The organism is Pelagivirga sediminicola (assembly GCF_003072125.1).
Lineage (GTDB): Bacteria > Pseudomonadota > Alphaproteobacteria > Rhodobacterales > Rhodobacteraceae > Roseovarius > Roseovarius sediminicola.
Genome location: NZ_QCYH01000002.1, coordinates 498,210 through 512,482 on the forward strand (window position 1 = coordinate 498,210; position 14,273 = coordinate 512,482).

At 66.5% G+C, this 14,273-nt stretch carries 14 protein-coding genes; 8 read left to right on the forward strand and 6 right to left on the reverse strand.

Going from position 1 to position 14,273, the window contains the following annotated elements; translation table 11 throughout:
* Positions 1-28 precede the first annotated feature (28 nt).
* The 4 genes from DC366_RS06145 to DC366_RS06160 all read right to left on the reverse strand — a co-directional run bounded on the left by DC366_RS06145 (position 29) and on the right by DC366_RS06160 (position 4,510).
* Positions 29-1,105 (reverse strand): phosphatase PAP2 family protein, encoded by a 1,077-nt coding sequence (locus tag DC366_RS06145; protein ID WP_108691289.1) that lies wholly within the window; start codon positions 1,103-1,105, stop codon positions 29-31.
* Positions 1,106-1,195: 90 nt separating this feature from the next.
* Positions 1,196-1,687, reverse strand: a complete 492-nt coding sequence (locus tag DC366_RS06150) for a thioesterase family protein (protein WP_108691290.1) — start codon at positions 1,685-1,687, stop codon at positions 1,196-1,198.
* Between the two features lie 2 nt (positions 1,688-1,689).
* A complete protein-coding gene (gatB, locus tag DC366_RS06155; protein ID WP_108691291.1) occupies positions 1,690-3,201 on the reverse strand; it encodes an Asp-tRNA(Asn)/Glu-tRNA(Gln) amidotransferase subunit GatB in 1,512 nt (503 codons plus the stop codon).
* Positions 3,202-3,274: 73 nt separating this feature from the next.
* Positions 3,275-4,510, reverse strand: a complete 1,236-nt coding sequence (locus DC366_RS06160; protein ID WP_108691292.1) for a hypothetical protein — start codon at positions 4,508-4,510, stop codon at positions 3,275-3,277.
* 186 nt (positions 4,511-4,696) lie between these two features.
* Here DC366_RS06160 and DC366_RS06165 point away from each other — a divergent pair, with 186 nt between their 5' ends.
* On the forward strand, positions 4,697-5,383 hold the full coding sequence (locus DC366_RS06165) for a transglycosylase SLT domain-containing protein (protein ID WP_108691293.1): 687 nt from the start codon (positions 4,697-4,699) through the stop codon (positions 5,381-5,383).
* A gap of 9 nt (positions 5,384-5,392) precedes the next feature.
* Here DC366_RS06165 and pepN read toward each other — a convergent pair whose 3' ends face one another.
* Positions 5,393-7,945 carry an aminopeptidase N gene (gene pepN, locus DC366_RS06170; RefSeq protein WP_108691294.1) on the reverse strand — a complete coding sequence of 851 codons (2,553 nt, stop codon included), beginning with the start codon at positions 7,943-7,945 and terminating at the stop codon, positions 5,393-5,395.
* Between the two features lie 124 nt (positions 7,946-8,069).
* Between pepN and DC366_RS06175 the strand changes: the two genes are divergently transcribed.
* The 4 genes from DC366_RS06175 (at position 8,070) to DC366_RS06190 (ending at position 10,065) form a co-directional block, all read left to right on the forward strand.
* Positions 8,070-8,345: a hypothetical protein gene (locus tag DC366_RS06175; RefSeq protein WP_108691295.1), complete on the forward strand. Its 276-nt coding sequence runs from the start codon at positions 8,070-8,072 to the stop codon at positions 8,343-8,345.
* Positions 8,275-8,535 (forward strand): DUF2256 domain-containing protein, encoded by a 261-nt coding sequence (locus DC366_RS20450; RefSeq protein WP_207768665.1) that lies wholly within the window; start codon positions 8,275-8,277, stop codon positions 8,533-8,535. The genes DC366_RS06175 and DC366_RS20450 overlap by 71 nt, the downstream gene beginning before the upstream one ends.
* Before the next feature lie 65 nt (positions 8,536-8,600).
* Positions 8,601-9,380 carry a gamma-glutamyl-gamma-aminobutyrate hydrolase family protein gene (locus tag DC366_RS06185; protein WP_108691297.1) on the forward strand — a complete coding sequence of 260 codons (780 nt, stop codon included), beginning with the start codon at positions 8,601-8,603 and terminating at the stop codon, positions 9,378-9,380.
* A 220-nt stretch (positions 9,381-9,600) separates the two neighbouring features.
* A complete protein-coding gene (locus DC366_RS06190; protein WP_165802855.1) occupies positions 9,601-10,065 on the forward strand; it encodes a YbaN family protein in 465 nt (154 codons plus the stop codon).
* Between the two features lie 14 nt (positions 10,066-10,079).
* On the opposite strand, the gene DC366_RS06195 is transcribed toward DC366_RS06190, so the two are convergent.
* Positions 10,080-10,811 carry an SDR family NAD(P)-dependent oxidoreductase gene (locus tag DC366_RS06195; protein ID WP_108691298.1) on the reverse strand — a complete coding sequence of 244 codons (732 nt, stop codon included), beginning with the start codon at positions 10,809-10,811 and terminating at the stop codon, positions 10,080-10,082.
* Positions 10,812-11,000: 189 nt separating this feature from the next.
* On the opposite strand from DC366_RS06195, the gene DC366_RS06200 reads away from it, so the two are divergent.
* From DC366_RS06200 to DC366_RS06210, 3 genes are read left to right on the forward strand one after another with little or no spacing between them, the layout of a single operon-like run.
* Positions 11,001-12,053, forward strand: coding sequence for a phosphotransferase (locus DC366_RS06200; protein ID WP_108691299.1), 1,053 nt, complete (start codon positions 11,001-11,003; stop codon positions 12,051-12,053).
* Positions 12,054-13,361, forward strand: a complete 1,308-nt coding sequence (locus tag DC366_RS06205; protein ID WP_108691300.1) for an aspartate aminotransferase family protein — start codon at positions 12,054-12,056, stop codon at positions 13,359-13,361.
* The gene (locus DC366_RS06210) at positions 13,358-14,128 is read left to right on the forward strand and encodes an SDR family NAD(P)-dependent oxidoreductase (RefSeq protein ID WP_108691301.1); all 771 of its coding nucleotides are present in this window, start codon (positions 13,358-13,360) and stop codon (positions 14,126-14,128) included. Before DC366_RS06205 ends, DC366_RS06210 begins: the two co-directional genes overlap by 4 nt.
* Positions 14,129-14,273: the final 145 nt, after the last annotated feature.

Here is a 14,273-nt window from a genome sequence, read left to right on the forward strand (position 1 = left end):
TTCGTGTCGGCGGAGGAGCGCGCGACCGTCAGTCCGAGTGAAAGGCGCGGGCGATGGGGCGGGCACCGTACCAGCCTGCCACGCCGGCAAGAATGCCCAGATAGCCGTCGATGGCGTAATGCCAGCCAAGATGCACCGATCCCATCAGGATGATCAGTGTGAAAGGCACCATAAGCCAGCCGGCCCAACGGCGCCATGCGAACGCGTGACAGGCCATAAGCGCGGTGCTCGCCAGGTGCATGCTGGGCATGGCCGAGATCCCCTTGACCGGGCCGTCGTTCAGATATCCGTCCAGCAGCATGTTCTGCACGTCCAGCGCCCAGATCGGGCTGATTTCCGCGAAACGGTGCAGCTTTTCCATCAGCGGCACGAAGGTGTCGCCATACCCAAGGGCCTGGTAATAAACCGGCCCGCCGGAGGCGAAGATCGTCGCCAGAAGATTGCCGCCGATGGCCCAGACCAACACGGATCCGATCAGGAACGTATTCCCGCGGATGTGGTTGTCGCGATCGAAACAGGCCATGAACATCACGAAATAAAAGAGGAAAAACCAGAAATGATAGGCCGCGTTCACCCAAGTCGTCGCGATGGGCGTATCCAGCAGCGGGCCAAGCAGCAGATAGGGATCAATGCCCCCATGCAGCCAGCGATCCGCGCGTGCCAGGGCCGGATCCCATGAATAAGTATTCAGATGCGGCAGTATTTCCTTGAGGAAAGAATAGTCCGTCAGGAACATGTTGATCGTCAGAAAGGCGATGAGGCCGATCGCCAGACGTTCCGGATCCAGACAGAATGTCCTTGCGTCGCTCAGAAACCAGTGGCTGGGCCGCGCGGGCCGCACGATCAGCGCCATGTAGCCGAACCGCCAGAACATCAGGAAGATCAGGAAGGCGGGAATGACGTAGCGCAGGATCGTGAACAGATGCATCGCAACGCCGAACCCGAGCGGCACCCGGTACCACGCGGCAATGCACAGCGCGGCCGCCAAGTGGAGCAGCGTCAGGACAATCAGCACGCGCGACTGCCGGATCGCGTTGGATAGAGGACCGACAAGCGCCGGCAGGCCGGTTTGCGCGGCCGCTGAAAACTGCGTGTTCATGGTCATGCTTTGCCTGCCTGTTCTGGCCCATGCTGCTTTTGCCGGACGAAACCGGCAAGCTCTGGGCAGGAATGGGCCGATTTCAGGACGGGGGGCTCAGGCTTTGCCCGGGATGCCGATGGGTCGGCCCACGCCATCAGGGCGTGGCAGCCGGTCATGAGCTTGCTGCATCGCGGCGACGTTGGCCGCGATATCGGGGGGCATGGGCGCGACGCGCGGGCCGGTCATGTCGATATGCAGCGTCAGCGATTCGGCTGTCGCCGCCAGCCACCCGTCGCGGTGATAAAGCTGCTGAAAGCTGTGAAAGCGTTTCTCGTCATGATCGAGCAGCAGGAACGCGCAGCGCACCTCGTCACCCTCGTGCAGTTCGCGCATATAGCGCACGTGAAAATCGGCGACATAGGTCGTCATTTTCCGGGTGCGCGCATAGTCGGTGCCAAAGCCGATCAGGCGATAGACATTGTCGATCCCCTCGTCGAACAGCACGTTGTAATAGGCCATGTTCAGATGGCCGTTGAAGTCGATCCATTCGGGCCGCACTTTCATCCAGTCCGACAGGGCTGGAGCGCCAAGGACGGATGCGGGCATGCTCACAGGCCCAGCTTGGCGCTGACGATTTCGTTGACCGCCTTGGGATTGGCCTTGCCGCCGGTGGCCTTCATGGTCTGGCCGACGAACCAGCCCGCCAGTTTCGGGTTGGCCTTGGCCTTTTCCACCTGCGCGGGGTTGTCCGCGATGATCTGGTCAACCGCCGCTTCGATGGCGCCGGTATCCGTCACCTGCTTCATGCCGCGCTCTTCGACGATTTTCTCCGGATCGCCGCCTTCGGAATAGACGATCTCGAACAGATCCTTTGCGATCTTGCCGGAAATGGCGTCCGAGGCGATCAGATCCACGATGCCGCCCAGCTGCGCGGGGCTGACGGGGCTGGTCGTGATGTCGGCGCCTTCCTTTTTCAGACGGCCGAACAGCTCGTTGATGACCCAGTTCGCCACCAGCTTGCCGTCGCGGCCGCGGGCGGCCTCCTCGAAATAGGCGGCATTGGCGACCTCGGCGGTCAGCACCGAGGCGTCATATTCCGACAGGCCGAAATCCAGCACGAAGCGCGCCTTCTTGGCGTCCGGCAACTCGGGCAGGGTCGCCGCGATCTGGTCCACCCACGCCTGCTCGATCTCAAGCGGCAAGAGGTCGGGGTCGGGAAAGTAGCGGTAATCATGCGCTTCTTCCTTGGAGCGCATGGACCGTGTTTCGTTCTTGTCGGGATCGTAAAGGCGGGTTTCCTGTACCACCTCGCCGCCGCCCTCGACCATGGCGATCTGGCGGCGCGCCTCGACCTCGATCGCGGCCTGGATGAAGCGCATGGAGTTCATGTTCTTGATCTCGCAGCGGGTGCCCAAGTGGCTGAAATCCTGCGTTTCCTGATATTTCTCATACTGGCCGGGGCGGCAGATGCTGACATTCACGTCCGCGCGCAGGTTGCCGTTCTGCATGTTGCCGTCGCAGGTGCCCAGGTAGCGCAGGATCTGGCGCATCTTCAGCACATAGGCCGCCGCCTCCTCGGGGCCGCGAATGTCGGGGCGGCTGACGATCTCCATCAGGCAGACGCCGGTGCGGTTCAGGTCAACAAAGGACATGTTGGGGTCCATGTCGTGGATCGACTTGCCCGCGTCCTGCTCCATGTGAATGCGCTCGATCCGCACGAGCCGCGCGATGCCCGGCTCCATGTCCACGAGGATCTCGCCCTCGCCGACGATGGGATGATAGAGCTGGCTGATCTGGTAGCCCTGCGGCAGGTCGGGGTAGAAGTAATTCTTGCGGTCGAAGGCCGATTTCAGGTTGATCTGCGCCTTCAGGCCCAGCCCCGTGCGCACCGCCTGTTCGATGCAGAACTCGTTGATGACGGGCAGCATGCCGGGCATGGCCGCGTCGATGAACGAGACGTTCGAATTCGGCTCGGCGCCGAAGCGCGTCGAGGCGCCCGAGAAGAGCTTGGCGTTCGAGGCCACCTGCGCGTGCACCTCCATGCCGATGACCAGTTCCCAGTCGTGCCTGGCGCCGACGATCACGCGGGGTTTTGGCGGCTCATATGTCAGGTCCAGCATGGCAGGCGTCCTTTGGCTCAGATGCCACGCGTTCTAGGGCAGCGCGCCCGCTGGGGCAAGAGGCGCAGGCGGCTCAGATCGACGGCAACCGGTACATTCCCGCGGGCGAGAAGGCGATGGAGTCGCCCCCGGCGATATCGTCGGCAAATTGCGCGGCGATGGCGCGCAGGGCGGTTTGCCGGCCCTCGCTGATCAGCGCGCGCCGCGAGGGCAGCGGGGACGCGCCGGGCCGGCGCAGCGCCTGGGTCCAGATCAGCGGATGCAGCTCGTGCAGGTGATCGCGCAGGATCCAGTCAAGGCACCCCTGAAGGCGCGCGCGCGCCATGCGCGCCGCCTCGGGCTCGGCCGGATCGCCGCGCAGCGTGACGGCGCAGAACGCGGCCAGCAGGTTGGCAGTGTGCTGGTCGGGGCTTCGGCGCAGGATGTCGCGCAGCCCGTCGATGAAAAACGCCGTATCCACCATCGCCAGCGCACCGTGATCCAGCGCCAGAGCGTCGAGATAGACCCACGGATAGGCGCCCGCGCCCCATATGTCGCCCGTGCGCGCGGCGGTCCGGCGCGCCTCCAGCTCCAGCAGGCGATAGCTGCCTTGCCGCTCGGGCAGAAGGGCCACGCCCAGCGCGCGCATGTGGCGCGGGCTGGCCGGATCCAGATCGATCAGATCCTCGAAATGATCGGCGATGGACGCTTCCTGCCGGTCCTGCGCGCCGACCATCAGCGCGCATTGCGCAGCCGCCAGCGAGGGCGCGTTCTCGGCAAAGCCGCAATGCGGATCGAGGATGTCGGCCGCGCGCGCAAGATGGCGCGCGGCCTGCGCCACCGCGGCGGCCGCGTCGCCGCGCGGCGGCGCCCCCCGCCAAGCCCAGGCCAGATCCACATGCGCCAGCGCCACGACCAGCGCGATGGCATAGTCGCCCGCGAATTCCGCGCCGACCGCCTCAAGCGCATCGATGCCGTCGGGCGCGGGCGCCGCGCCGTCATGCAGCGCATCCTCGGCCGCCGCTACCACGTCGCTGCGCGCGCCGAAGGCCAGCAGCAAGGCGCCCGATTCGCCCCCGGGTGTCGCGGCGCGGGTGCTGTCGGCCTCGCGGATGCGGCGGCCCAGCTCTTCCCACATCTCCTGGCGGGCGAGTTTCAATCCGCAATCCTGATAGGAGGCGCGCGCCATTTCCTCGTCCGTGACCGGCATCGAGGGCAGGATGATGCGGCGGCTGAGCGTTTCAAGATCGGGCTTGGGCGCCGCGACCGGGGCGTGGCGGCGGGGCAGGCGGCGCAGGCGGGTGCTGAAGCGGGAGAAAAGATGTGACACGGGGGACAGGAGCCTTCTTGGAGATCGGGACATCCTAGATCTGGACAGGCAATCGGGCCAAATCATGTCACGGCTGCGGAGAAGCGGTGGACAATCGTTAATGTCGGCAAGGTCCCGCCGATGCGGGCGCCAATCTTCGCCGGGCGGCGGGATTGCCAGCCCCCCGGTTTTCGGCGATCATACGCTATGAAATGGCTGCCGACATGTTTGCTGATCGCCGCGCTGGGCATGCCCAATCCGCCCGGCGCCGCGGCCGAAACCCTGCAAACGACGCGCCCGCCCGCGGGCAGTGTGCCGGTGCCGGACGCGCGCTGGGATCATCGCCCGTCGGGCGCCGAATGGACGCGCGAGGCGCTCGATGCGCTGGCCCGGCATGGCGCGCCGCTTGTGAACTCAACGCCGCGGGATATCGCCGCGTGGTGCCCCGGCTACGTGTCGGCGGATGCGGCGCGGCGGCGGGCGTTCTGGGTGGGGTTCCTGTCGGCGCTGGCCAAGTATGAAAGCACCTATCGCGCCCGCGCCGTGGGTGGCGGAGGGCTGTGGTTCGGGCTGCTTCAGATCCTGCCGGGCACCGCGCGCAGCTATGGCTGCAAGGCGCGGTCCGGCAGCGCGCTGACCGACGGGGGCGACAATCTGAGCTGTGCGATCCGGATCATGGCGCGGACCGTGACGCGTGACCGCGCGATTGCGCTGAATGACGGCCGCTGGCGCGGCGTGGCGGCCGATTGGGGGCCGCTGCGCGACGAGGGCAAGCGCGCCGAGATGGCCAGATGGCTGCGCGGGCAGAACTACTGCTCGCTCACCCGCTCGCTGCGCCCGCAGCCGCGCCCGGTCTCGATCGACGCGCGCCGCGCGGGCAGGGCGGCGCGCTGAGCCGGCGCGTCAGGTCTTGAGGATGCGCCCCACCATCTCGGCAGTGTCGCGGCTCAGCCCCGGCTGGCTTGCGATGCGCTCGAGCTGCGCACGGATAAGCGCCTGCCGCTCCGCATCATAGCGCCGCCATGTCTCGAAGGCCGAGCACATGCGCGCGGTCGTCTGCGGGTTCAGCGGATCCAGCTTGATCAGCCAATCGGCCAGCAGGGCGTATCCCTTGCCGGAGGCATGATGAAATCCGGCGGGCGATCCGGCCAGCGCGCCCAGAACGGCGCGAAAGCGGTTGGGGTTTTTCATCGTGAAATCAGGGTGCTGCGTCAGCCGCGCGGCCACATCGGCGGTGTCCTGGGGTGCGGCAAGGCTGACCTGCAGGCCGAACCATTTGTCGATCACCAGCCGGTCGTCCTGCCACTGGTCGTAGAAAAGGCCAAGGGCCAGATCGCCCGCCCCCGCCTGCACAAGGCACCCCAGCGCGCCAAGCTGCTGGGTCATGTTGCCCGCCGCGTCATACTGCGCCTGCGCCGCCGCGCCGCCATCGCGGCGCGAGATCATCGCCAGCGCGGCATTGGCCAGCGCCCGCGCGCCGGACTGCCCGGCATCTGGGCGATAGGGCGCATCCACCTGATACTGCGCATATAGCTGCCGCGCGGTGTCCTCCATCGCTTCGGCGCGCGCATCCTTCAGCGTCTCCAGCGCGTCATAGATCGCCTGCGGGTCGGGCGTGCCGCCGCCATCGGCAACCGCCTGCGCCAGATCGTCCTGACTGGGCAGGCCCAGCGCCAGCGCACGAAACGCCGGATCCAGATCCGCATCGCGTGCCATCGTCTGCACCGCCTCCAGATAGGCCGGATCGGGCGCGGTGCCGCCCTCGATCATCGCCAGAAGGCCCGACCGCGCCAGCGCGCGACCGGATTCCCATTTGTTGAACGGATCGGTGTCATGGGCCAGCAGGAACGCGCGTTCGGCATCATTGGTGGCGCGCTCCAGGATCACGGGCGCCGAGAATTCGCGCAGGATCGACGGAATGGGGTGCGCCGCCAATCCGGCGAAGTCAAAGCTCTGCTCGGCCTCGGTCATCTCCAGCGTCACCGTCTTTTGCACCTCGCCGCCATTCTGGCCCAAGAGGCCCACCTTGATCGGAATCACGCGCGGCGGCTTGTCGTCCTGCCCCGGTGTCGGCGGGGTTTGCTGTTTGAAATGAAGGGTATAGGTGCCGTCCCTGAAGTCATCCGTCACCGACAGGCGCGGGGTTCCGGCATCGGTATACCACCGCTTGAACTGCGCCAGATCGCGGCCGGTGACATCCTCGAACACCTTGAGCCAGTCCTCGATGGTGCAGGCTTGCCCGTCATGGCGCTTGAAATAAAGCGTCAGCGCCTTGGCCCATGCCTCGTCGCCGACCAGCGTCTTGAGCATGCCGATAACCTCGGCGCCTTTCTCATAGACTGTTGCGGTATAGAAATTGTTGATCTCGACAAAGGATTCGGGCCGCACGGGATGCGCGAGCGGCCCGTTATCCTCGCGGAACTGGCGCGCGCGCAGGGCGATCACGTCCTCGATCCGCTTGACCGGCGCGCTGCGCATGTCGGCGGTGAACTCGGCGTCGCGGAAGACGGTCAGCCCCTCTTTCAGGCACAGCTGGAACCAGTCGCGGCAGGTGATGCGGTTGCCGGTCCAGTTGTGGAAATACTCATGCGCGATGATCGCCTCGATCCGCTCGAAATTGGCGTCGGTCGAGGTTTCGGGGCTGGCCAGAACCGCGGAGGAGTTGAAGATGTTCAGCCCCTTGTTTTCCATCGCGCCCATGTTGAAATCATCGACCGCGACGATGTTGAACAGGTCCAGATCGTATTCGCGGCCATATACCTCTTCGTCCCAGCGCATCGAATCCTTCAGCGCCTGCATGCCGAAGGCGCATTTGCCCTCGTCGCCGGGGCGCACCCAGATGTTCAGCTCGACCTCGCGGCCCGACATGGTGGTGAAGCTGCCCGGATGATTGACCAGCCGCCCGGCGACCAGCGCAAAGAGATAGGCCGGTTTCGGCCACGGGTCATGCCATTCGGCAAAGCCGTCACCGGCCGCCACCGGGTTGCCGTTGGACAGCATCACCGGCTCGCCGCCCTCGATGCGCACGTCGAACACGGCCATCACGTCGGGGCGGTCCGGGTAATAGGTGATCTTGCGGAAACCCTCGGCCTCGCATTGGGTGCAATACATGCCGCTGGACATATAGAGCCCCTCCAGCGCCGTGTTGGCCGAGGGGTTGATCTCGACCTCCGCCTCCCAGACGAAGGCACCGTCCGACACGGCGCAGGTCAGGCCGTGCGGCGTGACATCGGGCTTGACCGGCGTGCCGTCGATACGGGCGGAAATCAGCGTCATGTTCTCGCCGTCCAGCGCGAAATCGCGCGCCGCCGCGTCCGGATTGGGCGCGAAGGTGATGCGGCTGAGCACACGCGTGCGCGTCGGATCAAGGCGAAAGGTCAGGTGCACGTCCCGCACCAGCCAGTTCGGCGGCGTATAGTCGGACAGATGAACGGTCTGCGGGGCGGCGTCTTGCATGATGCATCCTTTTCGGGTCGGAACCTCTGGGCTGCGCCAAGAGTTAGGGACATACGCAAGGGCCTTCAATGCCCTTCTGCCGCGCGTCCGCCCGCGCGCGGCCCCAGAAACGGAGGAGTTCCCCATGTCTGCACCCGATACCAATACCGAAGCGAAGAAAGCCGCCCACAAGACGCCGATCGCCGGGATGATCGCCGTTGTCGTCTTTGCGATCGTGCTGCTGTTCGTGTTGGTCGCGTGGCTGAGCTACGCAGGCAACGCACCCGACGAGAGCGGCGGCGTGGAAGACGGCATTAGCACTCAGGTGACGGATGACGCCGAAGTGACGGATGACGCAGAGTCGGCAACCGAAAGCGCGCCCGCAGAGGACGCGGCGCCTGCGCAGACGGACGCCGAGTAACCACGTCGGTGCCGTGGTGACGCATCGGTCCAAGGCCGATCTGCCGACAAAGACCTGCATGACATGCGGGCGCCCGTTCACGTGGCGCCGCAAGTGGGCGGATGTCTGGAAGGACGTCCGCCATTGCAGCGAGCGGTGCCGCCGCAACCGCGTAAAGGCGGGCAGAGGGGTGAGCGGCGCACGGCAATGAGGGGTTGAAATATCGCTCTGCCGCGTCAAGATGATGGGTGGTTCATTCAGAAAACGCGGGCCTCTATGCGACGACCCATTCTTGGTATCATCGGCAATCAATACGTGATCGAAGACCGGTATCCGGTTCATGCGGTGGGGCGCATGAACCTGGATGCCGCGGCGCATGTCGCGGGCGGCATGCCTTACGTCATCGCCGCCGATCCGGCTCTGGTCAGCGTCGAGGAATTGATGGAGGTCTGCGACGGCTTCATCCTGACCGGCGGCAGGGCGAATGTGCATCCCGATACATATGGCGAGCTGCCGACCGAGGCGCATGGCGCCTTTGACCCGGCGCGCGATGCGATCACACTGCCACTGGTGCGGGCCTGCGTCGAGGCGGGCCAGCCCATTCTGGGATTGTGCCGGGGATTTCAGGAAATCAACGTCGCCATGGGCGGCACGCTCTATCCCGAAATCCGCGATCTGCCGGGGCGCGACAATCACCGCATGCCGCCCGATGGCACGCTGGAGGAACAGTTTGCTTTGCGCCACGCGGTGACCTTCGACGAGGGCGGGGTATTTCACCGCCTGATGGGCACGCGTCAGGTGATGACCAACACGCTGCACGGGCAGGGTATCAAGACGCCCGGCGCGCGGATCGTTATCGAAGGGCATGCCCCGGACGGCACCGCCGAGGCGATCCATGTCAGTGGCGCCCCCGGCTTTGCGCTGGCGGTGCAGTGGCATCCTGAGTGGAACGCGGCCCACGATCCGGTGTCGCGCCCGCTGTTCGAGGCGTTCGGCATCGCCGCGCGGCATTGGGCGGCAGGGCATGGGCCGGTGCCTGCGCTGAAATCCGCGTGACAGCGGCAGGCATCTGCGCTTGTGGCGCGTGCCGGAATTTGGGTATTTGACCCAAGAAAAAGGCAGTGGCGCGGCAATTGGCCCTGTCCGCGGCTGCGGCGTGGGGGATGGTCACACGGCGGCGGCGGCGCTATGAGGTTCCGGATCCACCGAATGTCTCGAAGTCGCGGCGCTGCGCCCTATATCGAGCGTTCGGGCAGCCAAACAGGCGCGAGGCGCGATGCATCCTGAACCACCCACTCCGGGCGAAGCGGACGGCGATCCGGCGGGCGCCGAGCATGTCGGCGCGCCTGCCGAAGCGCCGATCCCGGCGGGCGGGCCGGTTTTGCGCGCGCTCTGGATTTGCGTGGGCGCGATATCGCTGGCGCTGGGCGCCATCGGTGTGATCCTGCCGCTTTTGCCGACCACGCCTTTCATCCTGCTGGCAGCCTTCGCCTTTGCCCGCAGCGCGCCGCGCCTGCGCGCGCGTCTGGCCGCAAGCCGCGTCTTCGGGCCGATCATCGACGATTGGGAGGCGCATGGCGTCATCGCGCCGCGCTACAAGATGATGGCCTGCGGCGCGATGGTGCTGGTGCTTTTGGGTTCAGTGCTGGGCGGTCTGGCATGGCGGCTGATCGGGATTCAGGCGCTCTTCATGTCCGGCGCGGCCATCTATGTGCTGAGCAGGCCCTCGGGCAAGAAGTGACGCGGCGCCCGCCGTCAGACGTGCTGGCCGCCATTCACGTCAATCGAGGCGCCGTTGACATAGGATGCCTCGGGCGAGCACAGAAAGAGCACTACGCGCGCGACTTCCTCGGACTGGCCGAGGCGGCGCAGGGGGATGGTGCGGGTGATTTCCTCGGTGCCGGGCGACAGGATCTCGGTCTCGATCTCGCCGGGGGTGACCATGTTGGTGCGGATGCCGCGCGGCCCGAACTCCGCCGCCGCCTCGCGCGTCAGGGCGGCCAGCGCGGCCTTGGAGCAGGCATAGGCCGCCCCCGCGAAAGGATGCACGCGGCTGCCGACGATCGAGCCGACATTGACGACGCAGCCCTGGGCCTGCTGAAGCTCGGGCATCAGATCGCGCATCAGCGCGGCGGGGCCGATCAGGTTGACGTTCAGCACCTGGTGCCAGACCTCGTCGGCGGTGGCGGCGATGCCCATCCGCGTGCCGCGCTCGCCCTTGGGCGAGATGCCCGCATTGTTGACGATGGCGCCAAGGCCCGTGCCGCCCAGCGCCTTGCGCACCCGTGCCACCAGATCACCGCGGGCGGCGGGATCGGCCAGATCGCCCTGAAAATGATCGGTGTCGCCGGCGTGCCAGGGGCAGCGGCTGTCGAATGCGGTGCGCGATACGGTCAGCACGCGCCAGCCGGCCGCCTGAAACGATTTCACCGTCGCGTGTCCGATGCCCCGGCTTGCGCCGGTCAGCAGAAGTGTCCTGTTGGTCATGGGGTCCCTCCGGGCGTCGGGATTACTAGTAGGCCGCCGGGCGGCGGTGTCAACGGGGCGACGCGCGTCAGGCATAGGGCCGCCCGGGCGAAGGATGGCGGGCCTGTGCGCCGGGCAACCTGTTTGCCATCGCCGCGCCGCCGGTTCAGTATCCGGGTCTCCGCCGGTATTGATCAGGGATGCGCCGCGATGCGAGCCGATGACATTCAGGGCCAGTTCGCCCCGCCGCAGATCGCCCTTGGGCGCATCCGCGCGGTGCTGGCCGAGCAGTATGGCCTTGAGGGGGATCTGGCCCCTCTCGCGGGCGAGCGCGAGCAGAACCTTCTGCTCGGCGGCGGACCGGCTGGCAAGCGTCATGTCGTCAAGATTTTCCGCCGCGCCGATGCGCCGGGCGCCATCGCCTTTCAGACACGCGCGCTGGGCTATCTGGCGCAGAGCCTGCCGGACCTGCCCCTGCCGCGCGTTCACCGGACAAGGTCCGGCGCGGCGATTCACACGCTGCAGGATCCCGAGAACGGCCCCTGCGATTTTCGCGTCCTCGATTATCTGGAGGGCCAGCCAGTCGAGTTGGGGGAGGCGCCGACGCCCGCCCTTGCCGCCGCGGCGGGGCAGCTTGTCGGCGCGGTGACGCGAACGCTCGGCGCGCTGTCCCATGATTTTGGCGCAGAGGTGATCGCGTGGGACGTGGCGAACGGGCTGCTGGGCGACGCGCAGTTCTGGGCCATGGGCGGCGGCGACATCCGCGCGCTGGAGGCGCACATGCGGCCCCGTTTCGCCGCCCTCATGCCGGTGCTGCGCCGCCAGCGGACGCATGTCGTCTATAATGATGCGCATCTGGAGAACCTTTTGCGCCCCGCGCCGGATGCGGACCGGATCACCGGGCTGATCGATTTCGGCGATATGTGGCGCGCGCCGGTGGTATGCGATGTGGCGACGCTGGCCCTTGGCTTTGCCGAGGGCGCGCAGGATGCGCCGGGCATGGCGGCGGCGGCGGTGTCGGGCTATCATGCGGCGTATCCCTTGAGCGGCGCCGAAATTGACCTGATCGAGGATGTGATGATCGCGCGGCAGGTGCTGTCGGTCATCCTTTACGACATCAAGCTGGCCGATCCGGCCCTGCAAAGCGACGAGAACACGCAGATGCGCGCGCGCCTGATGGAGCGGTTGGAACGGCTTCTTGCGCTGCCCTGGGGCCGGATCACTGCCGCGATTCATGCCATTTTGAAGAAAGGCGCGGACTAGATGAAGACCGGCGATCTGATGGCCCGCCGCCAGCGCGCGCTGGCCCCGTTCCATTATCATATGTTCGAGCGCCCGCTGCATATCGTGCGCGGCGAGGGCGTCTGGCTGTGGGATGCGGATGGGCGCAAATATCTCGATTGCTACAACAATGTGCCCTCAGTCGGGCATGCACATCCGCGCATCGTGGCCGCGATGAGCACGCAGGCGGCGCAGCTGAATACGCATACGCGCTATCTGCACGAGGGGATCGTGACGCTGGCCGAGCGGTTGCTGGCGCGCCTGCCGGACGGCATCGACACCAGCGCCTTTGTCTGCACCGGATCGGAGGCGAATGATCTGGCGTTGCAGATGGCGCGCCTGTTTACCGGCGCAGAGGGCGTCGTAGTTTATGATGGTGCCTATCACGGCAATACCGCGCTAACGCTGGCGGCATCGCCGTCCGAATACCCGCCGGCGGAGCGGCCTGAATGGCTGGCGGTGCTGGAGGCGCCAAACCTTTATCGCGGCGCTGTCCTGAGGGACGATCCGGCGCCGGGGCAGGCCCTGCTTGCGCGCGCCGTGGCCGCGCTGGATGCGCTGGAGGCACGGGGGCAGCGGATTGGCTGCCTTTTGCTGGATTGCGCCTGGGATTCCAACGGCCCGCTTCTGGCGCCGGTGGATTACGTGCAGGGCCTGTGCGCCGAGATCCGTGCGCGCGGCGGGTTGATCGTCTGCGACGAGGTGCAGGCCGGGTATTGCCGCATGGGCGCGCAATGGTGGGGCTTTCAGCGTTATGGCATCACGCCCGACATCGTCACCTGCGGCAAGCCGATGGGCGCCGGCCATCCCGTTGCCGCCGTGTTCATGCGCCGCGATATCGCCGAGCGTATGGCCGCGCATCAGGTCTATTTCAACACGTTCGGCGGCAATCCGGTGTCGGCAGCCGTCGCAAACGCGGTGATCGACGTGATCGAGGATGAGGGGCTGATGGATAACAGCGCACGCACCGGGGCCTATTTTCTGGCCGCGTTGCAGGAGCTTCAGGCGCGGCATCCGGTGATCGGCGATATCCAGGGCGTGGGGCTTTTCCATGGTCTGGACATGGTGCGGGACGCGGGCACCAAGGCGCCGTTCGGGCGCGCGGACATGGCGCGCCTTGGCAATCTGATCGCGCAGGAGGGCGTCATCACCGGCACGTCGGGGCGCCACGGCCAGACGCTCAAGCTGCGCCCGCCGCTTGTGTTCGCGCCCCATGATGCCGATCTGGCAGTGCAGGCCATCGACCGGGCGCTCGCATCATTTTCACCGCAGGAGGGACGCCGCGCATGAGCCAGGATTTCACCGGAAAGACCGTGCTGATCACCGGGGCGACGCGCGGCATCGGGCGCGGCATCGCGCAGGTGTTCGCGGCGCGCGGCGCGTCGGTCATGGCGATCGGACGCAATGATGCGGACGGCGCGGCATTGGTCGAGGAACTGCGCTGCGTGGGCGCCCGGGCGGCGTTTCATGCGGGCGACGTGTCGGTCTGGGCCGATGTCGGGGCCAGCGTCGCGGCCGCGCATGACGCGTTCGGGCCGGTCGATATCCTGTGCTGCAACGCGGGCATCTATCCCGCCGCCAGCATCGCGGAGATGCCCGTCGAGGAATGGGACCGGGTGATGGCCGTGAACCTCAAGAGCAGCTTCATGTTCGTCAAGGCCTGCCTGCCCGATTTCCAGGCAAGACCGGGCGGGCGGGCCGTTCTGGTCTCGTCCATCACGGGCGCGATGAGCGGGCATCCCGGCTGGTCGCATTACGGCGCATCGAAGGCGGGGCAACTGGGATTTCTGCGCTCTGCCGCGCTGGAACTGGCGGCTTGCGGCGCGACGATCAACGCGGTCCTGCCGGGAAACGTGGCGGCGGATGCAGCGACCGGCGCCGAGCAGGCGTATGAGCGGGCGATGGCCGCGCATATCCCCGTCGGGCGACTTGGCCAGCCGCAGGAACTGGGCCATGCGGCGGCTTTTCTCGCCTCGCCCGAGGCCGGGTTCATCACCGGCCAGACGCTTGTGGTCGATGGCGGCCAATCGCTTTTCGAGTATCAGGGCGGGCTCTGACAGCGGCTTTGCTGCCTGCGCGTCCTGCATTTGCGGGGGCTGTACGGGCCATGCAGGCCGGGGCCGCGCGGTTCCGTTCAAAATCAAACATATTTTTTACCTCGGGGCGAAACCGTATGCGGGTCGCGGCGTTGTGATCCCGACG